Raw genomic sequence first — 26,487 nt, 5'->3', positions numbered from 1 at the left:
CCCCATCACTTCTGTGACGTCAGTTGCCGCGCCTGTACGCCGTAGCGGATCACGTTGACCCCGCCGGTCCGCTTGCTCGCCTGGTCCTCGGGCGTGCTGTCGACCGAGTTGGCATCGACGATGCTGCGCAGCGCGAGTGTCAGCGTGCCGCCCTGGCGCGCTGCCGATAGCGTGGCGACCTGGTCGGGTTTGAGCTCGAGCGTGACGGTCCTGCCGACGACGGCATTCTGGCCGTCCTTTTCCTTCGGCGCCTGGTCGATCGCGAGCACGCGGATATTGGTCAGAATCGCCTCGGACAGGATGAGGTCGTTACCGGCGGCCCCGTCGGGATTCTTCAGGCGGCGGGTCAGCACGATGTCGACGCGGTCATTCGGCAGGATGAAGCCGCCGGCGGCAGTCTCGGCTGAAATCTCGGTGGAGACGGCGCGCATGCCAGACGGCAGGATCGCGGCCATAAAGCCGGAGCCGTCGGCCTTGACCAGCTTCTGCTCGCGGATCGGCTCGCCCTGCATCAACGGCACGCGTGCGATCGAGCCTGCGATCTGGATCTGCGCCTCGGGCCTGTTGTCGCGGCGGATGAAGGCGCTGCTCGCGGTCGCCGCCGGCCAGACCTGCCATTGCAGATCCTCGGGCTTCACGGCTTGACCGAGCTGGATGTCGTTCTTGGCGACCAGGACCTCGACCGTCGGCAGCTTCTCGGCGACGGGGAGAACGGGCGCGGGCTTGTTGTCATAGCCGCTCGCCAGATACGCAGCGACGCCGCCGGCGCCCAGTGCGATGACGAGAACGACAATGCGTGCGGTGTTCATACGCTTCTACTCTTACGCGGGGCACTCGAACCGCACCTGGCGGGTTCCCCGTGTCGATGAGTAGGCAGTAAAAGTATAAGCGGTGTTGCGAGGCCGAATGCGATCGACGGCCGCGCTGTGGTCTTTCGGCAGATGGTGAACGTCGCGTTAGCCGGTCGGCCACTGGCCCCGTAGTTTCACGCAGTTGCGGCCCGTGCGTTCGAATGATGCGCGCCGCGTCATGGTGAATGCGTGGTTAGTGATGTGGCGACGATGACATCGCGCCATCATTCCAGTGAGACGCAACGCAATGCCGCACATCTCCGGTGTCGTCCCGGCCTGGTGCGCAATTGCGCACGGGGGGGCCGGGACGACGCGGGAGAGATCGCCGACTACAAGAACGCGGTCATACAAACGCGGTTACTTCGCCCGCTTCTGCTCGATCACGGCCCAGAGCTTTGCGGCAACGTCCGGTCCGCCGAGCCGCGCGATGGCGCGGATGCCGGTTGGCGAGGTCACGTTGATCTCGGTGAGGTTGCCGTTGATGACGTCGATGCCGACGAACAACAGCCCGCGCTCGCGCAGCGCCGGGCCGACGGTGGCGCAGATCTCGCGCTCGCGCGGCGTGAGCTCGGTCTCCTGCGCTGCTCCGCCGCGCACCATGTTGGAGCGGAGGTCGTCGGCGGCCGGCACGCGATTCACCGCGCCGGCGAACTCGCCGTTGATCAGGATGATGCGCTTGTCGCCGTGCTTGACCTCGGGGATGAACTGCTGGATCACCCAGGCTTCCTTGAATGTCACCGAGAACATGTCGAACAGCGAGCCGAAATTCATGTCCTGCGGCATCACGCGGAACACCGCCGCGCCGCCATGGCCGTGCAAGGGCTTCATGACCACGGCGCCGTGCCTGTCGCGAAATGCGTTGATCTCGTCGAGGTCGCGCGAGATCAGCGTCGGCGGCATCAGCTGCGGGAAGTTCATCACGAACAGCTTTTCCGGCGCGTTGCGCACCGAAGCGGGGTCGTTGACGACGAGCGTCTTCGGATGGATGCGTTCGAGAAGGTGCGTCGAGGTGATGTAGGCGAGGTCGAACGGCGGATCCTGGCGCAGCAGCACCACGTCGAAGCCGTTGAGCGCCTCGCGCCTGGGCTCACCCAAGGTGAAATGATTGCCGGGCTCGTCGCGCACGGTGAGCAGCTGAACCGGAGCGACGATCTCCTCGCCGACCATCGAGAGCTTGTCGGGCGTGTAATAGGACAGACCATGGCCGCGCTTCTGCGCCTCCAGGAGCAGCGCAAAGGTGGAATCGCCCTTGATGTTGATGCGGGCGATGGGGTCCATCTGGACGGCGACGTTCAGTTTCATGGTCTGCCTTTCAGGTCGAGGCGTCGAATGCCGCCAACACATGGCGTGGAAGTGACCGCGGCGCAATCAGCATGGCATCGAATCGCATTTCAAATTCCGCATGCTCGGGATGCGCAACGAGCCAGCCTTGCGCGGCCTCGATGATGCGCTGCTGCTGGCGCGGCGTCACCGCGAAGGCGGCGTCGTCCAGGGTCGCGCGCGCCTTGACCTCGACGAAGGCGATCAAATTGCGGCGGCGCGCCACGATGTCGATCTCGCCATGCGGCGTGCGGAAGCGCTTGGCGAGGATGCGGTAGCCCTTGGCCATGAGATAGGCCGCGGCGCGGCTTTCCGCGGAGATGCCGGTGCGGAACGCGGCGACGCGCTCGGGCGATGCGATTTTCGGTTCTGCCGGGGTCTCAGTCTTCGCCATCGCCGCCCCGCAGATCTTTGGCAAGCTCGAGCGCGCGGGCATAGACCTGGCGGCGCGGCCGGCCCGAGAGCGCGACCGCATGCGCCACCGCATCCTTGACGCTGTTCGCGGCGAGCTGCTCGCGCAGGAGGTCGTCGAGCGCGTCCGATGTCAGCATCTCGGCATCGGCCGCAGGCGGAGCGATCACCAGCACGAATTCGCCGCGCGTCTCCAGCGTGTCGGCATCGCGCGCGAGCTCACGCAGCGTCGCGCGCGAAATCTGCTCGTGCAGTTTGGTCAGCTCGCGGCAGATCGCGGCTTCACGGGTCCCCATGATCTCGGCGAGCTCGGCGAGCGTGTCCTGCACGCGATTGCCGGAGTCGAACATCACCAGCGTCGCATCGATGCGCGCAAGCTCGGCCAGGCGCGACTTCCGCGCGGCTGATTTGGAAGGCAGAAAGCCTTCGAAGAAGAAGCGGTCGGTTGGCAGCGCTGCGACCGACAGCGCCGCCAGCACCGAGGACGGGCCGGGCAGCGCGTAGACGGCGTGGCCGGCGGCGCAGACCTCGCGCACCAGCTTGTAGCCGGGGTCCGAGATCAGCGGCGTGCCGGCGTCCGACACCAGCGCGATCGAGCCGCCCTGCGAAAGCCGCTCCAGGATTTTTGGACGGGCCGCTTCCGCGTTATGCTCGTGATACTGCTTGAGCTGCGCGGAGATGTCGTAGCGCTCGGTCAGACGCCGCGTGATCCGGGTGTCCTCGCAGGCGATGACATCGACCCCGGCGAGGGTCTGCAGTGCTCGCAGCGTGATGTCGCCGAGATTGCCGATGGGGGTCGCGACCAGGTGCAGGCCAGGCGCGGCCTTCGGCGCGACAAGCCGATGGGCGTCGATGGAGAAACCGCGCGAGGCGGGCTCCGTAGTCTCAGGTGTATTTATCGGGGACGGCTTTGCGCGCATAATCAGACGAACTTAGGCATGATCCCCGGGGCTGGGAACCGGTCCCCGGAAAAAGATCGTGCCTGGGCAAGGGGCGAGGCAAGGACTGGAATGTGATCCATTCGGCATCACATTCCCCAGGGAATGAAGCGTCAGCGCCATATTCGCGGCGGAAACGCCGCCTTGATGCTGGCTGACGGACGGCGGACAGCTAGCCAGAACTTGAGAGGAAGCCGCGTTAAGCGGGCATTATCCTTTTGTTTGAGTTAACTATTTGCCGACAATATGCCTGAATTCACGACTGGTGTCGTGGAGAATATCGTGAGCGGCTGGCGACGGTCGGTCAGAAGAGAAACTGTCATGACGGGCCCGCGTGATCCCAGATCTTCCTTTCCGGAGGAGTCTCCCGTTCAGGGGCCCCTGATATCAGGGGCGACCCGGCGGAGCGCGCTCGGCCTGTTGCTCGGCGCGCCGCTGCTGTCGGCCTGCGCCGGCGTGCAGCAGAGCCTGAGCCAGTTCTCCAATCCGTTCAGCAGCTCCTCACCGCCTCCGGCCCAGCCGGCCGGCCCGCCGCAGCAGGCGACGACCGCCGGCACCGGCGGAGTGAAGGTTGCCGTGATCCTGCCGCTCTCGGCGTCGGGCAATGCCGGCCTCGCCGCGCAGTCGATGCGTAATGCCGCCGAGATGGCGCTGGCCGAGTTCCAGAATCCCAACATCCAGCTCCTGATCAAGGACGACAATGGCAGCCCGCAGGGCGCGCAGGCGAGTGCGCAGCAGGCGGTCGACGAGGGCGCCGAGATCATCCTGGGGCCGCTGTTCGCGCAGTCGGTGCCTGCGGTGGCGCAGATCGCGCGCACGCGCGGCATCCCGGTGATGGCGTTCTCGACCGACTCCAGCATCGCCGGGCGCGGCGTCTATCTGCTGAGCTTCCTGCCGGAGTCCGACGTCAACCGCATCGTCGAATATTCCGCCAGCATCGGGAAGCGCTCCGTCGCCGTGCTCGTGCCTGACAATGCCTATGGCAACGTGGTCGAGGCCGCGGTGAAGGCGGCGGTGCCGCGTCGTGGCGGGCGCATCGTCGCGTTCGAGAAATACGGCGCCGATCGCGCCACGCCGGCCCGGACCGTGGCGCAGCAGCTCGGCAGCGCCGATGCGCTGTTCATCGCCGATGATGGCGACGCCGTCGTCTCCGTCGCCGATGCAATGAGCGCGGCGGGTGCGAATCTGCGCAATATCCAGCTGCTCGGCACCGGCCTGTGGGACAGTCCACGCGTCTATGCCAGCCCAAGCTTGCAAGGTGGCCTCTACGCCGCCCCCGATCCGGCCGGCTTTCGCGCCTTCTCCGGCCGCTATCGCACCAAATACGGCGCCGAGCCGATCCGTACGGCCACGCTCGCCTATGACGCCGTCGCCCTCGTCGCCGCGCTCGCGCGCACGCAGGGCACCACGCGCTTCTCGTCCGACGTGCTCACCAATCCTTCCGGATTCGCCGGCATCGACGGCCTGTTCCGCTTCCGCGCCGACGGCACCAACGAGCGGGGCCTTGCGGTGATGAAGGTCACGACCGGCGGCGGCGTTGCGGTGGCAGGCTCGCCGAAGAGTTTTGGAGCGTAGCTGTTTCCTCGACGTCGTCCTGGCTTTCGCCAGAACGACGATGGAGAGACCTTACGCCGCGAGATCGGCGACCACCGCATCCAGCACCGGAAAACCGCTGCTGGTCACGCGCAGGCGGCCGGTTGCATCCACCGTGATCGCGCCTTCTTCGCGCAGCAGCGTGATGCGCTTGGGATCGAGCGAGCGGCCTGACAGCGCGCGGTAGCGCTCGGGGTCGATGCCCTCGACGAGGCGCAACCCCATCAGCAAAAATTCGTCGGCGCGTTCTTCGCTGTTGAGGAGATCGTCGGTGACGACGCCGTGGCCGTTGGTCTCGACCCGCATCAGCCAGGCTTCGGGACGCTTCTCGGTGGCGGTGGCGTGCCTGATACCGTCGATGTCGAGCCGGCCATGGGCACCGGGGCCGATGCCGGCATATTCCTCGCCGCGCCAGTAGACCAGATTGTGCCGGCACTCGGCGCCGCGCCGCGCGTGATTGGAAATCTCGTAGGCGGGCAGGCCGAGCCTGTCGCAGGTCTCCTGCGTGACGTCGTAGAGCGCGCGGGCGACTGCTTCATCCGGCGTCTTCAGCTTGCCGGCCTGATGCAGGCCGAAGAACGGCGTGCCCTCTTCGATCGTCAATTGATAGAGCGATAGATGCTCGGCCGCCTCGCCGATCGCGAGACGCAATTCATCGGCCCACATCGCCGGCGTCTGGTCGGGACGGGCATAGATCAGGTCGAACGAATAACGATCGAACGAGCGGCGCGCGATGGCGACCGCGTCGAGTGCCTCGCGCGCGCTGTGCATGCGACCGAGCGCCTTCAGCGAGGCATCGTCGAGCGCCTGCACGCCGAGCGAGACGCGATTGACGCCGGCGGCGCGATAGCCCGCGAAGCGCGTAGCCTCGACACTGGTCGGGTTTGCCTCCAGCGTGACTTCAACGTCTTTCGCCACAATCCAGTGCTTGCCGATGGCATCGAGCACAGCGCCGACGGTTGCAGGCTGCATGAGCGAGGGTGTGCCGCCGCCGAGAAAGATCGAGGTGACTTCGCGGCCGGGCGCGCGCTCGGCGGTCGCAGCGATCTCGCGCGCGAAAGCCGACGCAAACCGCGCCTCGTCGATCGCGGCGTGGCGGACATGGCTGTTGAAGTCGCAATAGGGGCACTTCGACAGGCAGAACGGCCAGTGCACGTAGACGCCGAAGGCTTCGGATTCTTTTTTTGACGCGTTTTCCTGGCGCGAACCGGTATCCACTTCGCTCGAAAACGCTCTAGCGTGGCTCAAGGCAGATCTCCGCCAATTTCACGAAGGCGCGGGCACGGTGCGACAGGCCGAGACCGAGCGGCGGCAGGCCGTGCTTCTCGATGCTCTCCATCTCGCCGAAGGTGCGGCTATGGCCGTCGGGCAAAAACATCGGGTCGTAGCCGAAGCCGGCGGTGCCGCGCGGCGGCCACACCAGCGTGCCGTCGACGCGCGCCTCGACCTCTTCGAGATGATCGTCGGGCCATGCAACGCAAAGCGCGGACACGAAGTGCGCCTTGCGCTTGGCGGGCGTGGTCGCGCCGCGCTCCTGCAACAGCCGTTCGATCTGCGCCATCGCCGCGGCAAAATCCTTGTTCGGCCCGGCCCAGCGCGCCGAGTAGATGCCGGGCGCGCCGTCGAGCGCGTCGACCACGATGCCGGAATCATCGGCGAAGGACGGCAGCTTGGTCGCCCGCGCTGCCGCGATCGCCTTGATCGCGGCGTTGCTGCGGAAATCGTTTCCGGTCTCTTCCGGCTCCGGAAGGCCTAATTCGCCGGCCGACACCGCCTCGATGCCGTAAGGCGCGAGCAGCTCCTTCATCTCGGCGAGCTTGCCGGGATTATGGGTCGCGATGACGAGCTTTCCGGTGATTCGGCGATGCATCGGCCTATTGACTACGCTACCGCCAGTTTCTGCAAGTCCACCAGACGCGCCACGCCCTTGCGCGCCAGCGCCATCAGCGCCAGGAACTCGGCTTCCGTGAACGGCTCGCGTTCCGCGGTGCCCTGGACCTCGATGATGCGGCCATCGCCCGTCATGACGAAGTTGGCGTCGGTGTCGGCTTCGGAGTCCTCGGCATAGTCGAGGTCGAGCACGGGCGTGCCCTTGTAGATGCCGCAGGAGATCGCGGCGACGTTGTCGCGCAACACATTGGCTTTGACCATGTTGCGCGCCTTCATCCAGGTGATGCAATCGGCGAGGGCGACCCAGGCGCCGGTGATCGAGGCCGTGCGGGTGCCGCCATCGGCCTGGAGCACGTCGCAATCGACCGTGATCTGGCGCTCACCGAGCGCTTCGAGATTGATGATAGTGCGAAGCGAGCGGCCGATCAGGCGCTGAATTTCCACGGTGCGGCCGCTCTGCTTTCCTGCGGAGGCCTCGCGGCGGGTGCGTTCGGAGGTCGCGCGCGGCAGCATGCCGTATTCGGCGGTGACCCAGCCACGGCCCTGGCCCTTGAGCCACGGCGGCAGGCGGTCTTCCAGCGTGGCGGTGACCAGCACGTGGGTGTCGCCGAATTTCACCAGGCACGAGCCTTCCGCATATTTGACCACGCCGCGCTCCAGCGTCACGGGGCGCAATTCGTCGGGCGCACGGCGGCTTGGCCGCATGGGAAATCCTCCAAAACTCTCGGAAAAGGGCTGTTGGCGGTGCTTGTAGGGGGGGTGAGGGTGGGCGGCAAGGGGGAAGATCGAGGCCTTATTCACCCCCGATTTTCAATCCGCGAACGCCACGCTTGTCAGAAGCCCCAAGGATAGACAAATTACCTGTATCTGAGAGGAGTTACGGTCTGTGGCCCATCACGATCCGATCCATTTGATCGCGCCGCGCGCGGGCCTCGCCCAGCTCAACGAGCGTTCCCGCGACATCTTTCGCCAAATCGTCGAAAGCTACCTCGCGACCGGTGAGCCGGTGGGCTCGCGCAATATTTCGCGCCTGATCGCCATGCCGCTGTCGCCCGCTTCAGTCCGCAACGTCATGGCCGACCTGGAACAGCTCGGCCTGATCTACGCCCCGCACACCTCCGCCGGCCGGCTGCCGACGGAACTCGGCCTGCGCTTCTTCGTCGATGCCCTGATGCAGGTCGGCGACCTCAATGACAGTGAACGGCAGGCGATCCAGAGCCAGTTGACCTCCGTCGGCCACGCGCAATCGGTGGAGGCTGCGCTCGAGGAGGCATTGACGCGGCTCTCCGGCCTGACCCGCGCTGCCGCGGTCGTGCTGACGCCGAAATCCAATGCGCGGCTGAAACATATCGAATTCGTCCGCTTGGAACCGGAAAAGGCATTGGTGATCCTGGTCGGCGAGGACGGGCAGGTCGAAAACCGCGTCTTGACGCTGCCGCCGGGAGTTCCATCCTCGGCGTTGACCGAAGCCGGCAACTTCCTCAATGCGCGGATCCGGGGCCGGACCCTGGCCGAGGCGCGGCTGGAGCTCGAGACCGCGCTCGGAGAGGCGCGCACCGAGCTCGATCAGCTGACGCATAAGGTGATCTCGGCCGGGATTGCCAGCTGGTCGGGCGGCGAGAACGAGGATCGGCAGCTCATCGTCCGCGGCCACGCCAATCTGCTCGAGGATTTGCATGCGCTGGAGGATCTCGAGCGCGTTCGCCTGCTGTTCGACGATCTCGAGACCAAGCGCGGGGTCATCGACCTGCTCGGGCGGGCCGAGACCGCGGAAGGCGTGCGGATCTTCATCGGCAGTGAGAACAAGCTGTTCTCGCTGTCGGGCTCGTCCACCATCATCTCGCCCTATCGGGATGCCGCTGGCCATATCGTCGGCGTTTTGGGTGTGATCGGGCCGACGCGGCTGAATTATGCCCGCGTGATCCCGACCGTGGACTACGCTGCCCGCATCGTCAGCCGGCTCCTGGGGGGCTGACCGGCGTCTCCCCGATCACGGGCGCTTGATTTTCGGCGCCCGAAGCACGATATCCGGGCCAGAAACCCCCTGAGATGAATGCGAAAAGAGAGCCGATGACCGATCGAGACCGGCAACCCGAAGACACGAGTGCTGCGGCCGGCGAGCCCGTGGTGTCAAAACCCTACATCATGCCCGACGATCCCGAGCCGGGCTCGGTCGAGCTTCTGCAGAAGGAAGTCGCCGAGGCGCGCGACCGCATGCTGCGGACGCTGGCCGAGATGGAGAATCTGCGCAAGCGCACCGCCAAGGAGGTCGCGGACTCCAAGCTCTACGGCGTCACGGGCTTTGCCCGCGACGTGCTCGACATCGCCGACAACCTCCAGCGCGCGCTCGATGCCGTTCCGGCCGAGGCCCGTGCGGCGGCCGATGCTGGCCTCGCCTCGCTGATCGAGGGCGTCGAGCTGACCGAGCGCTCGCTGCTCAGCGCGCTGGAAAAACACGGCGTGAAGAAGTTCGACCCCCTGGGCCAGAAGTTCGACCCGAACTTCCAGCAGGCGATGTTCGAGGTGCCCGATGCATCGGTGCCCGCGGGCACCGTCGTGCAGGTCATGCAGGCCGGCTACACCATCGGCGAGCGCGTGCTGCGTCCTGCCTTGGTCGGTGTCGCCAAGGGCGGCGCCAAGGCCGCGCCCGCCAACAGCAACGAGCCGAACGGCGCGGCGAACTGATCGATCCTCAGGATGCGGGTCTTGCAGTTCGGTCGCGCCTCTTACGCGCTCGCCGCGATATCCGCGGACTGAATCCGCTTCACGCCGGCCTTGGCCATATCGGCCCAGGCTTTTGCGAGCGAACCCTGATTGTCGATGCCGCGGCAGGCGTCTTCCACCACATAGACCTCGAAGCCCGCCTTGCGTGCGTCGAGCGCGGTCCAGGCCACGCAGAAATCCGTCGCCAGCCCCGCGACGAAGACGCGCTTGATCTTGCGCCCCTTCAGATAGCCGGCAAGGCCGGTCGAGGTCTTGCCATCGGCTTCGAGGAAGGCCGAATAGCTGTCGACGTCCTTGTGAAAACCCTTGCGGATGATGAGCTCGGCGTGCGGGATCGCAAGGTCTTTCGACAGCGCGGCGCCGTCGGTGCCCTGCACGCAATGGTCGGGCCACAGCACCTGCTTGCCGTAGGGAAGATCGACGGTCTCGAACGGCTTCTTGCCGGCGTGGACTGATGCGAAGGAAACATGGCCTTGCGTGTGCCAGTCTTGCGTCATCACCACGTTCGAAAATGCTTTCGAGATCTTGTTGATGACGGGCACCACCTGCTCGCCTTCCTTCACGGCAAGGCTGCCGCCGGGCAGGAAGCAATTCTGCACGTCGATCACGAGCAGCGCGGATGCATCGTCCGGCTTGATCGATGTGGCCGCCAGAATCGCGGTTGGCGCGAGCGCCACGAGCGCGCTCGTCGCGAGCGCCGCCAAGACTTGTCGCCGATCCAGCATCATTCGCCTCCCTCCAGGATGAACTCAACGGAAGGGGAGCCTAGTTCCGTTCGTATACGAACAGAAGCCCGAAAATGCAGCCGGCTTTGGTGAGTCGTTGGGCTGCTGACCGGATATCTTCGCCGGGACGACGATGAGTGTCGGGCTAGCCCTTCGGCTGGATGCCGTCGCGGACCGCGCGGAAGCGGGTGAAGGCGGCCGGCCATTGCTCGCGCGGGGCGCTGGCGATGATGCGCAGCGAGGCGCCGCCGCTGCTGAAGCGGATCCACTGCACCACGGTCACCGGCGTCTTGTCCTTGCCGCTGACGCCGTCGATCCGGGTCTCGAAACCCTGCTGGCCGCTGATGCGGATCGGCTCGGACATGGTGACGCGCGACTCGCGCACGCCGGGAATCTGGAGCGCCGCCTCCTGGGCGAAGCGGGCGCGGTCGTCGGCGGCTTGCGGGGTGGCGCCAATCACGCCGAGGATGATGAACGGCTTCGATTCATAGCCGGAGCTCTCGTCGCCGTCGGCCAGGATGATGCTCGAGCCCGGCGCCAGCGTGCGAACGTCCTTGAAGTCGGCGAGATCGGTGATCTTGAACGGCATCAGCGCGATCTGCTCTTCGGCCGAGACCTGCTTGCGGGTGACGACGCTCGCAAACATCTGCCGCACCGCCTCGTCGGTGTAGATCTTGATCGCATTCTCCGGAATCTGCACCGCGACATAGCCGGAGAAGCCGGCCCCCGGCACGATCATCGAATAGCGCCGCACCGGGGTCTCGCCGGCCTTGCCGCTCTCGGTCGTGAAATAGGCAAGACCCGCGGGCGTCTCGATCTTGTCCTGCTTGACGCCGTTGGCTCCGGCCGGATTGGAGTTGAAGGCGCTCACGACCTCGCCATAGGCCGCCGGCGGCAGTTCTGTGATCAGCACCTTGACGTTGCCGTCCTCGCTCTCGAAGCCGGGAAAGGTCTTGGCCGTGTTGAGACCGACCAATGGCACCATGCCGAGGCGCAAGCCGGGTGGGAAAACGGCGTCGGCAGCCAGAGCCGGAAGCGCAGAGGCAACGAGGAGGGCGAGCGCAGCAAGGGGGCGGATCAGCTTCATGGGCACTCTGATTGGTTCACATTGAGGCCGTTCGATGGTCGGCCACCGGGCCGCTTTGTCGCGACGCAGCCCGATGACGAGCCCGCTCGGCCGCCCGCCTTTTAGCGGGTTTGGTCTTGCCGCAACAGGGCAGGGCGGAACGCGGTAGCCGATGATGCCGGCCGATCGCGGGACCTGTTAATAATTCCTCACCCGCAAGGCGGGTTCAGCCCGGATATGATCTTCCAAAACCCAATGTTTTCACGGCCGAAACTTGCGTTCGGTCCTTGCGGGCCCCTCCCCCCCTCCTATATGAGCGTCAACCATCGCAATATCGCGAATGTTTGATCTTAGGGGGTTTCGGTTCGGGTGCCTTCTGGGCCCAGCCAACCTGCCGCAAAAACAAGGATACAGGACCATGGGAAAGGTCATCGGGATCGACCTCGGCACCACGAATTCGTGCGTCGCCGTAATGGATGGCAAGAACGCCAAAGTCATCGAGAATTCCGAAGGCATGCGCACGACGCCTTCGATCGTCGCCGTGACGGACGACGGTGAGCGCCTCGTCGGCCAGCCTGCCAAGCGCCAGGCCGTCACCAATCCAGAGCGTACGTTCTTCGCAGTGAAGCGCCTGATCGGCCGCCGCTACGACGACCCGATGGTCGAGAAGGACAAGAAGCTCGTTCCGTACAAGATCGTGAAGGCTTCCAACGGCGACGCCTGGGTCGAGGCCGACGGCCAGACCTACTCGCCCTCGCAGGTCTCGGCGTTCATCTTGCAGAAGATGAAGGAGACCGCGGAAGCCCATCTGGGCCAGAAGGTCGACCAGGCCGTCATCACCGTGCCCGCCTACTTCAACGACGCCCAGCGCCAGGCCACCAAGGACGCCGGCAAGATCGCGGGCCTTGAAGTGCTGCGCATCATCAATGAGCCGACCGCGGCCGCGCTCGCCTATGGCCTCGACAAGACCAAGACCGGCACGATCGCCGTGTACGATCTCGGCGGCGGCACGTTCGATATCTCGATTCTCGAAATCGGCGACGGCGTGTTCGAGGTGAAGTCGACCAACGGCGACACCTTCCTCGGCGGCGAAGACTTCGACATGCGCCTGGTCGGCTATCTGGCCGACGAATTCCAGAAGGAGCAGGGCATCAACCTGCGCAACGACAAGCTCGCGTTGCAGCGCCTGAAGGAAGCTGCTGAAAAGGCCAAGATCGAGCTGTCGTCGACGACGCAGACCGAGATCAACCTGCCCTTCATCACCGCGGACCAGACCGGCCCGAAGCATCTGACGATGAAGCTCACCCGCGCCAAGTTCGAGGCGCTGGTCGATGACCTCGTCCAGAAGACCGTCGAGCCCTGCCGCAAGGCGCTGAAGGATGCCGGCCTCACCGCCGCCGAGATCGGCGAAGTGGTGCTGGTCGGCGGCATGTCGCGCATGCCGAAGGTCCAGGAAGTCGTGAAGCAGCTGTTCGGCAAGGAGCCGCACAAGGGCGTCAACCCGGACGAAGTCGTGGCGATCGGCGCCGCGATCCAGGCCGGCGTGCTTCAGGGCGACGTCAAGGACGTGCTGCTGCTCGACGTGACCCCGCTGTCGCTGGGCATCGAGACGCTGGGCGGCGTGTTCACCCGCATCATCGACCGCAACACCACGATCCCGACCAAGAAGAGCCAGGTGTTCTCGACCGCCGAGGACAGCCAGAACGCGGTCACCATCCGCGTCTTCCAGGGCGAGCGTGAAATGGCGGCCGACAACAAGATGCTCGGCCAGTTCGACCTGATGGGCATTCCGCCGGCCCCGCGCGGCATGCCGCAGATCGAGGTGACCTTCGACATCGACGCCAACGGCATCGTCAACGTCTCGGCCAAGGACAAGGCCACGTCCAAGGAGCAGCAGATCCGCATCCAGGCCTCCGGCGGTCTATCGGAAGCCGACATCGAGAAGATGGTCAAGGACGCCGAGGCCAATGCCGAGGCGGACAAGAAGCGCCGCGAGGCCGTGACTGCCAAGAACGACGCCGATGGACTGGTGCATTCGACCGAGAAGGCACTGGCCGAGCACGGTTCGAAGGTCGCAGAGACCGAGCGCCGCGCGATCGAGGATGCCGTCAGCGACCTCAAGGAAGCGCTGAAGGGCGACGATGCCGAAGCCATCAAGGCCAAGACCCAAACGCTGGCCCAGGCGTCGATGAAGCTCGGCGAGGCCATGTACAAGCAGCAGGCCGAGGCCGACGCCAAGAAGGATGCGGCCAAGGACGACGTCGTCGACGCGGAGTTCACCGAAGTCGACGACGACAAGAACAACAAGAAGTCCGCCTGAACCCCGCGAGGGTGATGATGCGGACGGCTTGGACCCCACACGCGCCAACGGCCTCCTCCCTCGCGGGGGAGGCCATCGTGTCGGGCTCGACGGGGCAAGGCCTTGCTAAAATCGGCCCCGTTACGATCGATCAATTCCCAGCCGTTATTCTGAATGCTGCCGTGCAATCCTCTGCCGCGAGGCGGAAGGCTGCCTATATCGTTGCATGGCGACGTTGCTTCGCTCCGACTTGAATCGCGATCGGATAGACTGAGCTCATCATGTCCACGTCCACCAAGCGCTGCTATTACGAAACCCTCGAAGTCGAACGCGATGCCGACGATTCCGTCCTGAAATCGTCGTTCCGCAAGCTGGCGATGAAGTTTCACCCCGACCGCAATCCCGGGGACGACACCAGCGAAGTCAAATTCAAGGAAATCAACGAAGCCTACGAGGTCCTGAAAGACAAGGATAAGCGTGCCGCCTATGACCGTTTCGGTCATGCCGCCTTCGAGCAGGGCGGCGGCGGCGGCGGCCCCGGTTTCGGCGCGGGCTTCGCCTCCTCCTTTTCCGACATTTTCGAAGATTTGTTCGGCATGGCCGGACAGCGCGGCGGCCGTGGCGGCCGCGAGCGCGGCGCCGACCTGCGCTACAACATGGAAATCACGCTCGAGGAAGCTTTTGGCGGCAAGACCGCGCAGATCGAGATCCCGGTCTCGGTCACCTGCGAAGCCTGCTCGGGCATCGGGGCCAAGGCCGGCACCAAGCCGAAGACCTGCTCGACCTGCGGCGGCGCCGGACGCGTACGGCAGTCGCAGGGCTTTTTCACGCTGGAGCGCACCTGCCCGGGCTGCCAGGGGCGCGGCCAGATGATCGAAGACGCCTGCCCGTCCTGCTCGGGTCAGGGGCGTGTCACCCGCGAGCGGAATCTGTCGGTCAACATTCCCCCTGGAGTCGAGGATGGCACCAGGATCAGGCTCGCCGGAGAGGGCGAGGCCGGGGTCCGCGGCGGCCCGCCCGGCGACCTCTACATCTTCCTGTCGCTGGCCCAGCACCAGTTCTTCCAACGCGACGGCGCCGATCTGCATTGTCGTGTGCCGATCTCGATGGTGACGGCGGCGCTTGGCGGCGAATTCGAGGTGCCGACCATCGAGAAGGGCAAGACCAAGGTGAAGGTCCCCGCGGGGACCCAGTCCAGCCGCCGATTCCGCATCGCATCAAAAGGCATGCCGGTGCTGCGCTCGCGCCAGACGGGCGACATGTATGTTCAGGTCGTGGTCGAGACCCCGCAAAATCTCACCAAGAAGCAGCAGGAATTGCTGGCCGAGTTCGAAAAACTCTCCTCCGGCAACACCCAGCCGGAATCCGAGGGTTTCTTCACCAAGGTCAAGGATTTCTTCGGTAATCGCGCGAGTTGACGCGTCTTGACCGTGCCGCCTTCGGCCTATACGTCTTTATGACCATTTTCTGACACGCCGCGGTCACGCGGTCCCGGCCGGTCCCGACATGCCATTGCCATCGTCCGCGCGTGCGTTGAAGAAGCCCCGTCTCGATGACGAGGTGCGTTTTCTCCGGTCATGGATTGAAAAGCCCCTCCACATGGGCGCGGTGATGCCGTCGGGCAAGCTGCTGGCCCGGACCATGGCCCACTACGTCGACGTCAATTCGGACGCACCGGTGGTCGAGCTCGGGCCCGGCACCGGCGCCATCACCTCGGCCCTGGTCGAGCGCGGCGTCGACCAGAAGCGCCTCGTCCTGGTCGAATACAATCCAGGCTTCTGCGCCCTGCTGCGCGACCGCTATCCGCAGGCCAAGGTGGTGCAGGGTGATGCCTATCGCCTGCGCGACACGCTCTGGAACGTGCTGAGCGCGCCGGCCTCCGCGGTCGTCTCTGGCCTGCCGCTGGTCACAAAACCGATGCTGACGCGGCTGCGGCTCATTCGCGACGCCTTCACGGCGCTGGCGCCCGGTGCGCCCTTCGTCCAGTTCACCTATGCGGTGGTGCCGCCGATTCCGAAATCGCTGCCCGGCGTGTCCACAGAGGCCTCGGAACGGATCTGGATGAACCTTCCGCCGGCCCGCGTCTGGGTGTATCGCAAGGACTAATTCCGCCGGCATTCCTGTTTGCGTGGCGGGCTCGTTTCGCCGAACGCATGGAAGCGGATGTCCGCACCGAAAATCCTGATCATTCCCGGCTCACTGCGCACCGGCTCGCATAATGCGAAGCTGGCAGCGGTCGCCGCCTATGCATTCGACCAGGCCGGCGTCGACGTCACCCGCATCTCGCTCGCCGATTTTCCGCTGCCGATCTATGACGGCGATATGCAGGCCAAGTCGGGTGTGCCCAAGCACGCGATCAATCTCAAGCGCATGATCGGCGCGCATCATGGCGTGCTGATCGTCTCGCCCGAATACAATGCCTCGGTGCCGCCGCTGCTGAAGAACGCAATCGACTGGGTCAGCCGCGTGCATGAGCTGCACGAGCCGCGTGGCGAGGTGTTCCGCAACCGTGTCTTCGCACTCGCCGGCGCCTCGCAGAGCCGGCTTGGCGCGGCTCGCGCGCTGCAGGCGCTGCGGCTGATCCTGACCTCCTGCCACGCCAATGTGATTGCCAGCCAGCTCACGCTCGCCTTTGCCGACCAGGCCTATGACGATATGGACAGGCTGAAGCACGAGGGCGATATCGCCGCGTTGAAAGACCTGGTGCGGCAGTTGATCGACATTTCCCAACGCATGATGTGAGGTGACATGACGCCAGCCGAGATTGCCCCGAAAGACCGCCTGATCGTCGCGCTCGATCTGCCCGGCGTTGATGCCGCGGAAGCGATGGTCAACCGGCTCGGCGACAGCGTCACCTTCTACAAGATCGGCTATCGGTTGGCTTATGCCGGCGGCTTGCCGCTGGTCGGCAAGCTCGTCGACAAGGGCAAGAAGGTCTTTCTCGATCTCAAGCTGCACGACATCGGCAACACCGTGGCGCAAGGCGTCGACAGCATCACCAAACTCGGCGCGACCTTCCTCACCGTGCACGCTTATCCGCAGACCATGAAGGGTGCCGTCGAAGGTCGCGGCAGCTCGAACCTGAAGATCCTCGCCGTCACTGTTCTGACGTCCTACAACGAGGACGATCTGCACGCGGCAGGCTTCCGGCTCGGCGTCTCCGAGCTCGTCGAAGCGCGCGCGCAGCAGGCGCAGGTGCTCGGCATCGACGGGCTGGTATCGTCGCCCGAGGAAGTCGGAGCCTTGCGCAAGATCGTCGGCCACCAGATGAGCCTCGTCACCCCCGGCATCCGGCCGGCCGGCGCGGCGAGCGGCGACCAGAAACGCATCATGACGCCGGGCCGCGCGATTGCGGCCGGCGCGGACTATCTCGTCGTCGGGCGGCCGGTGGTGGAAGCCACGGACCCCAAGGCGATCGCGGAGGCGATCCAGAGCGAGATCGCCGAGGCACTCGGCTAACCAACAACACAGGGAGAAAAACAATGGCAAAAGGCTACTGGATCGGACGCGTCGACGTGAGCAGTGACGAGGGCTACAAGCCCTATGCCGTCGCCAATGGTCCGATCTTCAAGAAATGGGGTGGCCGCTTCGTCGTTCGCGCCGGCAAGTTCACCACCGTCGAAGGCGCCAGCCGCACCCGCAACGTCGTGATCGAATTCCCGGACTACGAGACCGCGATCGCCTGCTACAACTCGCCGGAATACCAAGCCAACATCAAGGTGCGCCAACCGCACTCCGTCGCCGACCTCATCATCATCGAGGGCTATGACGGCCCGCAGCCGTCAGACGGCTGAGGCGCGCTCAGCTCCGTCATGGCCGGGCCTGACCCGGCCATCCACGTCTTCGGTCTCATATGCGTGGCCGTTCGTGGATGCCCGGGACAAGCCCGGGCATGATGGTGGCGTTTGCCCCTCGGTTGCCGGAACTGCCTCCCCCCGCTACAACGACCGTGAGAGGATCGCACCATGTCCGACATGCGCTTGATTGTTGCTGGAGCCGGCGGCCGGATGGGCCGGGCGCTGACGCGGGCGATTGCCGAAAGCAAAGGCGCGGTGCTGGCCGGCGCGCTGGAGGCACCGGGCTCGGAGCTGCTCGGCAAGGATGCCGGCGTGCTCGCAGGCCTGCCGGCCAACGGCATCAAACTCTCCGGCGATCTCTGGGCGTTGTCAAAGGACGCCGACGGCATTCTGGATTTCACCGTGCCCGCGGCGACCTTGGCCAATGTCGCGATCGCCGCCGAGCGCGGCCTCGTGCACGTGGTCGGAACGACCGGGCTGTCGGGCTCCGACAACGCCGTGATCAAGAGCGTCACCAACCGCGCCGTCGTGGTGCAGTCCGGCAATATGAGCCTGGGTGTCAATCTGCTCGCCGCCGTGGTCAAGCGCGTCGCCAAGGCACTCGACGAGAGCTTCGACATCGAGATCGTCGAGACCCATCACCGCATGAAGATCGACGCGCCCTCCGGCACGGCGCTGATGCTGGGCCAGGCGGCCGCTAGCGGCCGTGGCATCGCGCTCGACGAGCATGCAGATCGCGGTCGCGACGGTATCACTGGCGCGCGCAAGCCCGGCGACATCGGCTTTGCGTCGCTGCGCGGCGGCACCGCGGCCGGCGATCACAGCGTGAGCTTCCTCGGCGCGTTCGAGCGGCTGACGCTGTCGCATCACGCGGAGGATCGCATGCTGTTCGCCCATGGCGCGCTGAAGGCCGCGCTCTGGGCGCATGGCAAGAAGCCGGGGCACTACTCCATGGCCGACGTGCTCGGCCTGTCTGACATCTGAAGCATGATCCGGAAAAGTGTGAAGCGGTTTTCCGACACGATCATGCTTAGCCAACGAACGAAACGGAAAGCAGTCAATGAGCGAACGTCTTCTCGTGCTGGTGCGGCACGGCCAGAGCGAATGGAATCTGAAGAACCTGTTCACGGGCTGGAAGGATCCTGACCTCACCGAACTCGGCGTGAAGGAAGCCTCGGAAGCCGGCCGCAAGCTGAAGGCGCAGGGCCTCGTGTTCGACGTTGCCTACACCTCGGTGTTGACGCGCGCACAGCACACGCTCGATCTCATTCTCGGCGAGCTCGATCAGAAGGGCCTGCCGACGACGAAGAACCTTGCGCTGAACGAGCGCGACTATGGCGATCTTTCAGGCCTCAACAAGGACGACGCCCGCAAGAAATGGGGCGAGGACCAGGTGTTGATCTGGCGCCGCTCCTACGACGTGCCGCCGCCCGGCGGCGAAAGCCTGAAGGACACGCTCGCGCGCGCGCTGCCGTATTACGTGCAGGAGATCCTGCCCGGCGTGCTCAACGGCAAGCGCACGCTGGTCGCCGCCCACGGCAACTCCCTGCGCGCGCTGATCATGGTGCTGGAAAAGCTCTCGCCCGAAGGCATTTTGAAGCGCGAGCTCGCCACCGGCGTGCCGATCATCTACCGCCTCAATGCGGATTCGACGGTGGCGTCGAAGCTGGATCTGGCGGGTTAAAGATCAGGGACGGCTAGGCCGCGCTAAGCACGCAGAAATGTAGGGGCAAAGCGTAGCGTGCCCACCGATTGCGGAACGATGGTGGGCACGGCGCGCGAAGTGCGCGCCTTTGCCCAGCCTACGAAACTTTGCCGACGACAATTTTACTGCATCCCGAGTTGCCCGGCCTCCCAGCCCAGCATCGCCTGCTTGCGGGTTATGCCCCAGTGGTAGCCGGTGAGCGTGCCGCTCTTGCCGAGCGCGCGATGACAGGGCACGACGAACGACACCGGGTTCTTGCCGACGGCGGCGCCGACGGCGCGTGAGGCTTTCGGGCTGTTGATGTTGCAGGCGATGTCCGAATAGGACACCGCGCGGCCCATCGGGATCTTCAGCAACGTCTCCCACACTCGCACCTCGAAATCGGTGCCGATCATCACCACGCGCAGCGGCTGATCCGGCCGCCACAGTTTCGTGTCGAAGATGCGCTGCGCCAATGGCGCGGTGCCTTCGTGATCCTCGACGTAAGTTGCGTTCCGCCATCGCCGCGTCATGTCGGCAAGCGCCACCTGTTCCTCACCGGGATCGGCGAAGGCGAGTCCCGACAATCCGCGATCGGTCGCGATCACGATCGCGGTGCCGAACGGCGAGTGATGGAAGCCGTAGCGCAGGATGAGCCCCGCGCCGCCGTTCTTCCATTCGCCCGGCGACATCGCCTCATGGGTGACGAAGAGATCGTGCAGCCGGCCCGGACCCGACAGACCGGAATCAATCGCGGCGTCGAGGATGCTCGCGGAGTCCCTGAGCAAGCCCTTGGCGTGATCAAGCGTGAGCGCCTGCATAAAAGCCTTCGGCGTGATCGAGGCCCAGCGGCGGAACAGATGGTGCAGCTCGTCCGGCGTGACGCCGGCCGCATCCGCCATCGCCTCGATGGTCGGCTGTGCGCGCCAGTTTTCGGAGATGAAGGCGATCGCCCGGCGCACGGAATCATAGTCGCGCATCGCGGCGTTCTGGGTGCCCGGCCCGGCCAGGCGCTGGTCATGTATCGCGAGTGTCATCATGACCGCAAATGTAGGAGAGGGCAGGGTGCGAAACCACCCGATTTCCGATCCGCAAATCAGGTGACCGGATTGTAGGTCGGGCCGCGCCGGGCGGCATTTAACGCCTCAACCAAACCTTTGTAAAAACTTGCCTTTTCGTCCGGTCCCAGGAAGCGGGCGATCTGGATCTGGTGACCTCGCGAGATCAGATAGAGGTGCTCGATGCCAAAATCCTCGTCGATTTCCATGTCGAGACGGACCCAGAGCGGGTTGAAGGTCCACTCGACCACCTGGCCGTGCTGGCTGACGCGACGCACGCGCAATTCAGATGGTGTGACCACGATCTCCTCGCTGGCCCGCGCCGCGCGGAAATTGGCTTTAAAGGCCCACCAGATCACCAGCACATCGAGGCCGAAGAAGCCGAACACCGGCCAGGCGCCCATCATCAGGAAGACGAGGCCGGTGACGAAGCTGACGGCGCTCAGGAACAGCATCACGGCGAGGAAGCCGGTGCGGTTCAGCGAGCGGTGCGGTTTCAGGCGCGCGGAAAAGATCTGAGGCTCGGCCTCGCTTCCGGATCGTTCGCGCTCAATTTCGTTGCCTGTGGTCATCGTCCCTCAGTATATCCCGATCATGGCGAAAATCACCCGCAAGCCGGTCCCGCGTAAAACGTCCGTGCCGAAGAAAAAGGCAAAGCCGGTCGCGGCCAAACCGAAGGGACCCGCGAAGAAATCGCTTAAGGCCATGAAGCCCTGGACGCCGCCCGAGGTCCACGAGGCCTTCAGCCGTTTCCGCAAGGCCAACCCGGAGCCGAAAGGCGAGCTCGAGCACGTCAATCCCTTTACGCTGCTGGTCGCCGTGGTGCTGTCGGCGCAGGCGACTGACGCCGGCGTCAACAAGGCGACGCGTGCGTTGTTTGCGATCGCCGACACACCGCAGAAGATGCTCGACCTCGGCGAGGAACGCCTGCGCGAGTACATCAAGACCATCGGCCTCTACCGCACCAAGGCGAAGAACGTGATCGGGCTGTCTGCGAAGCTGCTCAGCGAGTTCGGCGGCGAGGTGCCGCGCACGCGCGCCGGGATCGAGTCGTTGCCCGGCGCCGGTCGCAAGACCGCCAATGTCGTGCTCAACATGGCCTTCGGCGAGCACACCATGGCGGTCGACACGCATGTCTTCCGCGTCGGCAACCGGACCGGCCTCGCGCCCGGCAAGACGCCACTGGAGGTCGAGCTCGGTCTCGAAAAGGTGATCCCCGCCGAGTTCATGCTGCATGCCCATCATTGGCTGATCCTGCATGGCCGCTATACTTGCCTCGCGCGCAAGCCGCGCTGCGAGGTATGCCTGATCAACGATCTCTGCAGGTGGCCGGAAAAGACGGTCTGATTGGCGTTCGGAGCAGTGGTTTGGAGTCTATCGTGAGTCAGCAGGAACAAATCCCGTCGTCGCCACCTGCTGCCACACCGGCGCCGCCACCGAAGCCAACGCAGCGACCGGCGAGTTCGCTGTGGAGCCGGCTCGCGATTCCGCTGTTCGCGGTGATCGTCGCGCTCGGCTTCGTCGCGCTGGCAACGCAGCGCTTCGACGAATGGGTCGGCAATTCGGTGGTCCAGACCACCAACGACGCCTATGTGCGCGCCGAGCTGACGCGGCTCGCCAGTCGCGTCTCCGGCGAAGTGCTGACCGTCGGGGTCACCGACTTCCAGCGCGTTAAGGCCGGCGATCTCCTGATCCAGATCGATCCTGCCGACTATGAGACGCAAGTCGCGCAGTCCGAAGCGGCGGTCGCCGCCGCGCAAGCCGTGCTCGACAATCTGGCCAACCAGATCGAGCTGCAATATGCGACGATCGCGCAGGCGCAAGCCGCGCGGCTCTCGGCCGAAGCCGTGGAGGTCGAGGCGCGGCAGGAGCAGGAGCGTCAGCAGTCGCTGTCGCAGACCGAATCCGGTACGCGGCAGCGGTTCGAACAGGCGGTCGCAGGCTACGCCAAGGCGCAGGCCGACGTGCGCGCGAGCCGCGCCGTGATCGCGGCCCAGCAGCACCAGCTCGAGGTGCTGCAAGGCACCAGGAAGCAGCGCGCCGCCGATCTCGAAGCGACCAAGGCAACACTGGCAAGTGCGAAGCTCAAGCTCGGCTACACCAAGATATCGGCGCCGTTCGACGGCGTCGTCGGCGAGCGGCAGGTCCAACCCGGCGACTACGTCAACATCGGCACCAACCTTATCAACGTCGTGCCGTTGCCGAAGGTCTACGTGATCGCGAACTACAAGGAGACCCAGCTTACCCACGTCGCACCGGGCCAGCCGGTCGAGATCACCGTCGACAGTTTCCCGCGTGAGAAGCTGCGCGGCCGGGTGGAGCGCATTGCGCCCGCAACCGGCGCGCAGGTCGCGCTGCTGCCGCCGGACAACGCAACCGGCAACTTCACCAAAGTCGTGCAGCGCATTCCCGTGCGCATCCAGTTCGACGACAACCAGCCACTGCTGGCGCGGCTGGTGCCGGGCATGTCGGTCGTCACCAGCATCGACACCAAGGCCGGCAATGGCGGAAAATGACGATTCCAGTCGCGGACCGCTCTCGCGCGGCGGCGTCGCCCCGCAGCCGCTGTTTGCGGTGGCGGCAGTGCTGCTCGGCTCGTTCCTCGCCAATTTCGACAGCCGCCTGACCACGATTGGCTTGCCGGACCTGCGCGGCGCGTTCTCGCTTTCGTTCGACGAAGGCGCATGGCTCTCCACGGCGGGCATCGGCTCGCAGATCTTCATCGCGCCCGCGGTGGCCTGGCTTGCCACCGTATTCGGTCTGCGCCGCGTGCTGGGCATCCCCAGCCTCGTCTATGCCGCGGTCTCGCTGATCATCCCGTTCGTGCACGATTATCCGACATTGCTCGCGCTCAGCGTCGTGCATGGCCTCTTGCTGGGCACCTTCGTGCCGGCGACGCTGATGATCGTGTTCCGCAATTTGCCGATCCGCTGGTGGCTCCCGGCGATCTCGATCTATTCGATCCGCGTCGGCTTCGCGCTGGATACCTCGAGCTCGCTGGTCGGCTTCTATGTCGATCATCTCGGCTGGCAATGGCTGTACTGGCAGAGCGTCGTGATCGCGCCCCTGATGGGCCTGATGGTTTATTGGGGCACGCCGAACGAGCCGGTGAATCGCGCTTTGCTCCGCGAGGCCGATTGGGGCGGCATGCTGCTGCTCGGCGCCGGCGTTTCGATGATCTATGCCGGGCTCGACCAAGGCAACCGGCTGGACTGGCTCGGGTCGGGAACGGTGATGGCGTTGATCATTGCCGGCGCGGTGCTGGTCGCGGGCTTCCTCGTTAACGAGGCCCTGGTGCGACAGCCATGGGCGCATATCAACGTGCTGTTCTCGCGCAATATCGGTCTCGGGCTGGTCCTGATCCTGCTCTATACGCTGACCAGCCTCTCCAACGCGTCGCTGGTGCCGAATTTCCTCGCCACCATCACCCTGCTCAGGCCGGAGCAGAGTGGCTTGCTGCTGCTTACCTACGGCGCGTTGCCGATGTTCGTGCTGGTGCCGCTTTCGATCTGGCTGCTGCGGCATTTCGATACGCGGACGGTGGTGGTCGTGGGATTTGCCTGCTTCGCCGCCGCCAATCTCTGGGGCACGCAGCTCAGCCATGAATGGGCGCGCGAGGATTTCGCCGGCATCGTGCTGCTCCAGGCCATCGGGCAGTCGCTGACCTTGCTGCCGCTGATCATCACGCTGCTGTCCAATTCCGATCCGAGCCGTGCCACCTCGTTTGCTGCCTATATCCAGATCATGCGGCTCGGCGGCGCCGAGATTGGCGTGGCGTTGATGGGGACGTGGCTGCGCGTCCGCGAGCAGATCCATTCCTTCTATCTCGGCCAGAATCTCGGCGTCGGTGACGTCGACGTGATCCGCATGCTGAAACAGCTCGCCGACCATTTTGCGGCCCATGGTGCGGGTTCGGCCCAGGCCCGCGCGGTCGGCACGCTCGCGGGCTTGGTTCAGCGCGAGGCCAATGTGCGCGCCTATATCGACGGCTTCTGGCTGTGCTTCTGGGTGGCGATGGCCGCGCTCGGCGTCGTCGCGCTGGTCACCCGTGCGCCGCCCGGCCCGTTCACGCCAGCGCCGTTCGGCTTCGCCAGGATGCTGTTGCGCAAATGCGGGCTGTCGCTGACATAGGTTCGGGATCCAGACGTAACCAAGGTCGGTGGTCCTCGATGCTGTCTGATCATGGCGTCGTTAGCCACAAGCCTGACGGATGGCGATCTGAACCGGCGAGGGTGGCAACGCCGCGTCGAACTCGCCTGTTGGCAGCAGCGGTGGCTGTGCCATGAAACGCGGGCGCTTCCCCCGGTGCGGTTGCGCGGCGTGAACCAGGAATGGATGGCACAGATAAGCGGTACCTGCCGCACCAATTGCCAGTTCAACCTCGCAATCTTCCGTAGAAGCGTAACCGTTGGCAGAGATCTGCTCCAGCGTTGCGCCTGCATCGCCATAGGGCAGCAGCTCCCGGGCGATGGTGGCGTGTGAACCTTTCCGTATCTTCGTTGGCGCATCATCAGGGCCTACGTCCGAGAACAGGAAGAGCATCAGCAATGCGCGTCCGCTGCTCCTTACATTAACGCGCCACTGCATGAAGTCTGGATTGCCGAAGCCAAAACTCATGTCCACATGCCAGCCATCATCACCCGGGGATTCCGGTGAGGGAAAGCGGATCGGAAAAGTCCCGAGCGCTTTGGGCACGATCCAGCGACGGTCACCCGCGAGTTGGTCATAGGCTTCGTGCAGGATCGGCGTGTTGGCGGCTTCAATGAATGGTGGCGAAGACTTGGACCCCACCCGAACGACCGCCCGGGTCCAGCTTTCGGGCTCATGTGGCGACAGACCAATATCCGCCCACAATTCGTCCCTGCATTGTTCCGCAAGCTGCGTGCTGAAGGCATTCTCGATCTTGATGAAACCGTCGTCGATGAAGTCCCGGACCTGACAAGAGGTCACGCCGATGCGCTCGGTTTTGGGCATTGCACATTCTCCATTCGGCCATCGCGTCAGCGCAGCCGTCTTGATCTGATTGGCGCGGTGCGCCGAAACGACTTGTCGCTCAGATCAGCGGGAGGAATGTGGACGTGAAAATCATGCCGCGAACCTATACGGAGGCAAAGGGCAAAATCAAGGGCGGCGGACCGGAACGTTCCGACCAGGGCGCGTCGTATGATCGCGCCGCCAGGTTTGCTCGTCCGACCTGTGCGCTAGCGCATCTGCCGCGCCGGCTCGATCAGTTCGGGCCGTGGGCCTGAGAGCCGCTTGTGCATGTGCACCATGAAGGCCATGGCGAAGATCGGCGTCGCCAAATTGACGATCGGGATCGAGACGAAGGCTGCGATGAACAGGCCCGCGGTGAAGATGGTCGCGGCATTGTCGCGCCGCATCGCCTTGGCGTCCTCCGGCGAGCGAAACCGCATCGCCGCGAGTTCGAAATATTCGCGGCCGAGCAGCCAGGCCGTGGCGAGGAAGAAGACCAGGAAACCGGCGCCGGCGAAAAGCACCAGCGGCAACGCGACCAGATAGACCAGGATCGTCAGCAACGCGGTCTTGACGCCCTCGTAGATCGCCTGGCTGAACGGCAGCGCTATGCCCGGCCGCTCCGCCGGATAGTGCTCGCGCTCGACGATGTCGGCGACGTCGTCCACGAACAGGCTCGCGACCAGCGAGGTAATCGCGGGCATCAGGAACACAGCTCCGAACACGACGCCGAGGCCCGCGGCGATCGAAATGATCCAGGACAACACCTCGAGCGATGCGTGCCAGCCCGGACCGAGCAGGCCTTCCAGCCAGGCCTCGCCATAGGTCGCAAACCAGCTCAGGAGCCGCTGCAAGCCGATCGCCAGCACGATGATCAGCACCAGTGCGACGCCGATCGACCGCCACAGGATCGAGCGCATCGGCGGCGAAATCATTTGCGACAGCGCCTTGACGGCGGCATCCAGCATGGGAGTTCCTCTCACGACATCACCCGCGAGAGGTAGACACCCCGGGCCACTTCGGCAAGGGAGATCGACGGCACCGCTTATGGCCGGATTGACCGCTGGCATCAACGAAGCCACGATGAATTCGGCAAGACCGTTGCTTCACCAACCCGCTTGACAACACGCGGAACCAGCCGCGCAAAGGAACAGGCT

At 65.0% G+C, this 26,487-nt stretch carries 27 protein-coding genes; 14 read left to right on the top strand and 13 right to left on the bottom strand.

All coding sequences use genetic code 11. The features are described from left to right. Positions 1-5: 5 nt before the first annotated feature. The 4 genes from cpaB to rsmI all read right to left on the bottom strand — a co-directional run bounded on the left by cpaB (position 6) and on the right by rsmI (position 3,502). On the bottom strand, positions 6-809 hold the full coding sequence (gene cpaB / locus IVB48_RS28570; RefSeq protein WP_247405156.1) for a Flp pilus assembly protein CpaB: 804 nt from the start codon (positions 807-809) through the stop codon (positions 6-8). A 399-nt stretch (positions 810-1,208) separates the two neighbouring features. Further along, positions 1,209-2,153, bottom strand: a complete 945-nt coding sequence (gshB, locus tag IVB48_RS28565; protein WP_247405152.1) for a glutathione synthase — start codon at positions 2,151-2,153, stop codon at positions 1,209-1,211. Positions 2,154-2,163: 10 nt separating this feature from the next. Then, entirely contained in the window at positions 2,164-2,565 is a 402-nt protein-coding gene (locus IVB48_RS28560) for a YraN family protein (RefSeq protein WP_247405149.1), read from the bottom strand. Beyond that, positions 2,552-3,502, bottom strand: coding sequence for a 16S rRNA (cytidine(1402)-2'-O)-methyltransferase (gene rsmI, locus IVB48_RS28555; protein WP_247405147.1), 951 nt, complete (start codon positions 3,500-3,502; stop codon positions 2,552-2,554). The genes IVB48_RS28560 and rsmI overlap by 14 nt, the downstream gene beginning before the upstream one ends. 339 nt (positions 3,503-3,841) lie before the next feature. Here rsmI and IVB48_RS28550 point away from each other — a divergent pair, with 339 nt between their 5' ends. Next, positions 3,842-5,095: a penicillin-binding protein activator gene (locus tag IVB48_RS28550; RefSeq protein ID WP_247405144.1), complete on the top strand. Its 1,254-nt coding sequence runs from the start codon at positions 3,842-3,844 to the stop codon at positions 5,093-5,095. A gap of 51 nt (positions 5,096-5,146) precedes the next feature. On the opposite strand, the gene hemW is transcribed toward IVB48_RS28550, so the two are convergent. The 3 genes from hemW to rph are packed head-to-tail and all read right to left on the bottom strand — an operon-like array spanning position 5,147 to position 7,708. Next, positions 5,147-6,331: a radical SAM family heme chaperone HemW gene (gene hemW / locus IVB48_RS28545; RefSeq protein ID WP_247405473.1), complete on the bottom strand. Its 1,185-nt coding sequence runs from the start codon at positions 6,329-6,331 to the stop codon at positions 5,147-5,149. A gap of 16 nt (positions 6,332-6,347) precedes the next feature. Beyond that, on the bottom strand, positions 6,348-6,983 hold the full coding sequence (gene rdgB / locus IVB48_RS28540; RefSeq protein WP_247405142.1) for an RdgB/HAM1 family non-canonical purine NTP pyrophosphatase: 636 nt from the start codon (positions 6,981-6,983) through the stop codon (positions 6,348-6,350). Positions 6,984-6,994: 11 nt separating this feature from the next. Then, a complete protein-coding gene (rph, locus tag IVB48_RS28535) occupies positions 6,995-7,708 on the bottom strand; it encodes a ribonuclease PH (protein WP_027514789.1) in 714 nt (237 codons plus the stop codon). A gap of 181 nt (positions 7,709-7,889) precedes the next feature. Here rph and hrcA point away from each other — a divergent pair, with 181 nt between their 5' ends. Together hrcA and grpE are read left to right on the top strand one after the other, a co-directional pair. Continuing rightward, on the top strand, positions 7,890-8,978 hold the full coding sequence (gene hrcA / locus IVB48_RS28530) for a heat-inducible transcriptional repressor HrcA (RefSeq protein ID WP_007598483.1): 1,089 nt from the start codon (positions 7,890-7,892) through the stop codon (positions 8,976-8,978). A 95-nt stretch (positions 8,979-9,073) separates the two neighbouring features. Beyond that, on the top strand, positions 9,074-9,688 hold the full coding sequence (grpE, locus tag IVB48_RS28525; protein ID WP_007598484.1) for a nucleotide exchange factor GrpE: 615 nt from the start codon (positions 9,074-9,076) through the stop codon (positions 9,686-9,688). A gap of 41 nt (positions 9,689-9,729) precedes the next feature. Here grpE and pncA read toward each other — a convergent pair whose 3' ends face one another. Continuing rightward, the gene (pncA, locus tag IVB48_RS28520; RefSeq protein WP_247405470.1) at positions 9,730-10,452 is read right to left on the bottom strand and encodes a bifunctional nicotinamidase/pyrazinamidase; all 723 of its coding nucleotides are present in this window, start codon (positions 10,450-10,452) and stop codon (positions 9,730-9,732) included. Positions 10,453-10,597: 145 nt separating this feature from the next. Beyond that, positions 10,598-11,539 (bottom strand): hypothetical protein, encoded by a 942-nt coding sequence (locus IVB48_RS28515; protein ID WP_027566216.1) that lies wholly within the window; start codon positions 11,537-11,539, stop codon positions 10,598-10,600. Between the two features lie 397 nt (positions 11,540-11,936). Here IVB48_RS28515 and dnaK point away from each other — a divergent pair, with 397 nt between their 5' ends. The 8 genes from dnaK to IVB48_RS28475 all read left to right on the top strand — a co-directional run bounded on the left by dnaK (position 11,937) and on the right by IVB48_RS28475 (position 19,298). Then, entirely contained in the window at positions 11,937-13,838 is a 1,902-nt protein-coding gene (gene dnaK, locus IVB48_RS28510; RefSeq protein ID WP_027566215.1) for a molecular chaperone DnaK, read from the top strand. 260 nt (positions 13,839-14,098) lie between these two features. Then, the gene (gene dnaJ / locus IVB48_RS28505) at positions 14,099-15,235 is read left to right on the top strand and encodes a molecular chaperone DnaJ (protein ID WP_247405140.1); all 1,137 of its coding nucleotides are present in this window, start codon (positions 14,099-14,101) and stop codon (positions 15,233-15,235) included. 88 nt (positions 15,236-15,323) lie between these two features. Continuing rightward, the gene (locus IVB48_RS28500) at positions 15,324-15,923 is read left to right on the top strand and encodes an rRNA adenine N-6-methyltransferase family protein (protein ID WP_007598495.1); all 600 of its coding nucleotides are present in this window, start codon (positions 15,324-15,326) and stop codon (positions 15,921-15,923) included. Positions 15,924-15,980: 57 nt separating this feature from the next. Beyond that, entirely contained in the window at positions 15,981-16,559 is a 579-nt protein-coding gene (locus IVB48_RS28495; RefSeq protein WP_247405136.1) for an NAD(P)H-dependent oxidoreductase, read from the top strand. A 6-nt stretch (positions 16,560-16,565) separates the two neighbouring features. Further along, on the top strand, positions 16,566-17,276 hold the full coding sequence (gene pyrF / locus IVB48_RS28490; protein ID WP_247405133.1) for an orotidine-5'-phosphate decarboxylase: 711 nt from the start codon (positions 16,566-16,568) through the stop codon (positions 17,274-17,276). 23 nt (positions 17,277-17,299) lie between these two features. Then, positions 17,300-17,611: a DUF1330 domain-containing protein gene (locus IVB48_RS28485; RefSeq protein ID WP_027566211.1), complete on the top strand. Its 312-nt coding sequence runs from the start codon at positions 17,300-17,302 to the stop codon at positions 17,609-17,611. A 171-nt stretch (positions 17,612-17,782) separates the two neighbouring features. Further along, positions 17,783-18,598: a 4-hydroxy-tetrahydrodipicolinate reductase gene (gene dapB / locus IVB48_RS28480; protein WP_027566210.1), complete on the top strand. Its 816-nt coding sequence runs from the start codon at positions 17,783-17,785 to the stop codon at positions 18,596-18,598. A gap of 76 nt (positions 18,599-18,674) precedes the next feature. Next, positions 18,675-19,298: a 2,3-bisphosphoglycerate-dependent phosphoglycerate mutase gene (locus tag IVB48_RS28475; protein WP_007598504.1), complete on the top strand. Its 624-nt coding sequence runs from the start codon at positions 18,675-18,677 to the stop codon at positions 19,296-19,298. A 143-nt stretch (positions 19,299-19,441) separates the two neighbouring features. On the opposite strand, the gene IVB48_RS28470 is transcribed toward IVB48_RS28475, so the two are convergent. Together IVB48_RS28470 and IVB48_RS28465 are read right to left on the bottom strand one after the other, a co-directional pair. After that, entirely contained in the window at positions 19,442-20,338 is an 897-nt protein-coding gene (locus tag IVB48_RS28470; RefSeq protein WP_247405131.1) for a bifunctional helix-turn-helix domain-containing protein/methylated-DNA--[protein]-cysteine S-methyltransferase, read from the bottom strand. Positions 20,339-20,394: 56 nt separating this feature from the next. After that, positions 20,395-20,928, bottom strand: a complete 534-nt coding sequence (locus tag IVB48_RS28465) for a DUF2244 domain-containing protein (protein ID WP_247405128.1) — start codon at positions 20,926-20,928, stop codon at positions 20,395-20,397. A gap of 22 nt (positions 20,929-20,950) precedes the next feature. Between IVB48_RS28465 and nth the strand changes: the two genes are divergently transcribed. The 3 genes from nth to IVB48_RS28450 are packed head-to-tail and all read left to right on the top strand — an operon-like array spanning position 20,951 to position 24,487. Beyond that, the gene (gene nth, locus IVB48_RS28460; protein ID WP_027566207.1) at positions 20,951-21,703 is read left to right on the top strand and encodes an endonuclease III; all 753 of its coding nucleotides are present in this window, start codon (positions 20,951-20,953) and stop codon (positions 21,701-21,703) included. Positions 21,704-21,735: 32 nt separating this feature from the next. After that, complete coding sequence (locus IVB48_RS28455) at positions 21,736-22,872, top strand: HlyD family secretion protein (RefSeq protein WP_247405125.1); 1,137 nt, start codon at positions 21,736-21,738, stop codon at positions 22,870-22,872. Further along, on the top strand, positions 22,859-24,487 hold the full coding sequence (locus tag IVB48_RS28450) for an MFS transporter (protein ID WP_247405122.1): 1,629 nt from the start codon (positions 22,859-22,861) through the stop codon (positions 24,485-24,487). The genes IVB48_RS28455 and IVB48_RS28450 overlap by 14 nt, the downstream gene beginning before the upstream one ends. 60 nt (positions 24,488-24,547) lie before the next feature. Here the strand turns inward: IVB48_RS28450 and IVB48_RS28445 are convergent, their stop codons facing one another. Continuing rightward, on the bottom strand, positions 24,548-25,330 hold the full coding sequence (locus IVB48_RS28445) for a phytanoyl-CoA dioxygenase family protein (RefSeq protein ID WP_247405120.1): 783 nt from the start codon (positions 25,328-25,330) through the stop codon (positions 24,548-24,550). Between the two features lie 227 nt (positions 25,331-25,557). Then, a complete protein-coding gene (locus IVB48_RS28440) occupies positions 25,558-26,298 on the bottom strand; it encodes a sulfate transporter family protein (protein ID WP_247405117.1) in 741 nt (246 codons plus the stop codon). Between the last annotated feature and the right edge of the window lie 189 nt (positions 26,299-26,487).

This window comes from Bradyrhizobium sp. 76 (genome assembly GCF_023073025.1).
In the GTDB taxonomy this organism is placed as follows: domain Bacteria; phylum Pseudomonadota; class Alphaproteobacteria; order Rhizobiales; family Xanthobacteraceae; genus Bradyrhizobium.
This window is presented reverse-complemented; position numbering and strand designations above follow the sequence as displayed.

Coding starts and splice junctions, on each gene's coding strand:
- cpaB (WP_247405156.1), bottom strand. CDS start 809: ATGAACACCGCACGCATTGTCGTTCTCGTCATCGCACTGGGCGCCGGC.
- gshB (WP_247405152.1), bottom strand. CDS start 2,153: ATGAAACTGAACGTCGCCGTCCAGATGGACCCCATCGCCCGCATCAAC.
- IVB48_RS28560 (WP_247405149.1), bottom strand. CDS start 2,565: ATGGCGAAGACTGAGACCCCGGCAGAACCGAAAATCGCATCGCCCGAG.
- rsmI (WP_247405147.1), bottom strand. CDS start 3,502: ATGCGCGCAAAGCCGTCCCCGATAAATACACCTGAGACTACGGAGCCC.
- IVB48_RS28550 (WP_247405144.1), top strand. CDS start 3,842: ATGACGGGCCCGCGTGATCCCAGATCTTCCTTTCCGGAGGAGTCTCCC.
- rdgB (WP_247405142.1), bottom strand. CDS start 6,983: ATGCATCGCCGAATCACCGGAAAGCTCGTCATCGCGACCCATAATCCC.
- rph (WP_027514789.1), bottom strand. CDS start 7,708: ATGCGGCCAAGCCGCCGTGCGCCCGACGAATTGCGCCCCGTGACGCTG.
- grpE (WP_007598484.1), top strand. CDS start 9,074: ATGACCGATCGAGACCGGCAACCCGAAGACACGAGTGCTGCGGCCGGC.
- pncA (WP_247405470.1), bottom strand. CDS start 10,452: ATGCTGGATCGGCGACAAGTCTTGGCGGCGCTCGCGACGAGCGCGCTC.
- IVB48_RS28515 (WP_027566216.1), bottom strand. CDS start 11,539: ATGAAGCTGATCCGCCCCCTTGCTGCGCTCGCCCTCCTCGTTGCCTCT.
- dnaK (WP_027566215.1), top strand. CDS start 11,937: ATGGGAAAGGTCATCGGGATCGACCTCGGCACCACGAATTCGTGCGTC.
- dnaJ (WP_247405140.1), top strand. CDS start 14,099: ATGTCCACGTCCACCAAGCGCTGCTATTACGAAACCCTCGAAGTCGAA.
- IVB48_RS28500 (WP_007598495.1), top strand. CDS start 15,324: ATGCCATTGCCATCGTCCGCGCGTGCGTTGAAGAAGCCCCGTCTCGAT.
- IVB48_RS28495 (WP_247405136.1), top strand. CDS start 15,981: ATGTCCGCACCGAAAATCCTGATCATTCCCGGCTCACTGCGCACCGGC.
- pyrF (WP_247405133.1), top strand. CDS start 16,566: ATGACGCCAGCCGAGATTGCCCCGAAAGACCGCCTGATCGTCGCGCTC.
- IVB48_RS28485 (WP_027566211.1), top strand. CDS start 17,300: ATGGCAAAAGGCTACTGGATCGGACGCGTCGACGTGAGCAGTGACGAG.
- dapB (WP_027566210.1), top strand. CDS start 17,783: ATGTCCGACATGCGCTTGATTGTTGCTGGAGCCGGCGGCCGGATGGGC.
- IVB48_RS28475 (WP_007598504.1), top strand. CDS start 18,675: ATGAGCGAACGTCTTCTCGTGCTGGTGCGGCACGGCCAGAGCGAATGG.
- IVB48_RS28470 (WP_247405131.1), bottom strand. CDS start 20,338: ATGATGACACTCGCGATACATGACCAGCGCCTGGCCGGGCCGGGCACC.
- IVB48_RS28465 (WP_247405128.1), bottom strand. CDS start 20,928: ATGACCACAGGCAACGAAATTGAGCGCGAACGATCCGGAAGCGAGGCC.
- nth (WP_027566207.1), top strand. CDS start 20,951: ATGGCGAAAATCACCCGCAAGCCGGTCCCGCGTAAAACGTCCGTGCCG.
- IVB48_RS28450 (WP_247405122.1), top strand. CDS start 22,859: ATGGCGGAAAATGACGATTCCAGTCGCGGACCGCTCTCGCGCGGCGGC.
- IVB48_RS28445 (WP_247405120.1), bottom strand. CDS start 25,330: ATGCCCAAAACCGAGCGCATCGGCGTGACCTCTTGTCAGGTCCGGGAC.
- IVB48_RS28440 (WP_247405117.1), bottom strand. CDS start 26,298: ATGCTGGATGCCGCCGTCAAGGCGCTGTCGCAAATGATTTCGCCGCCG.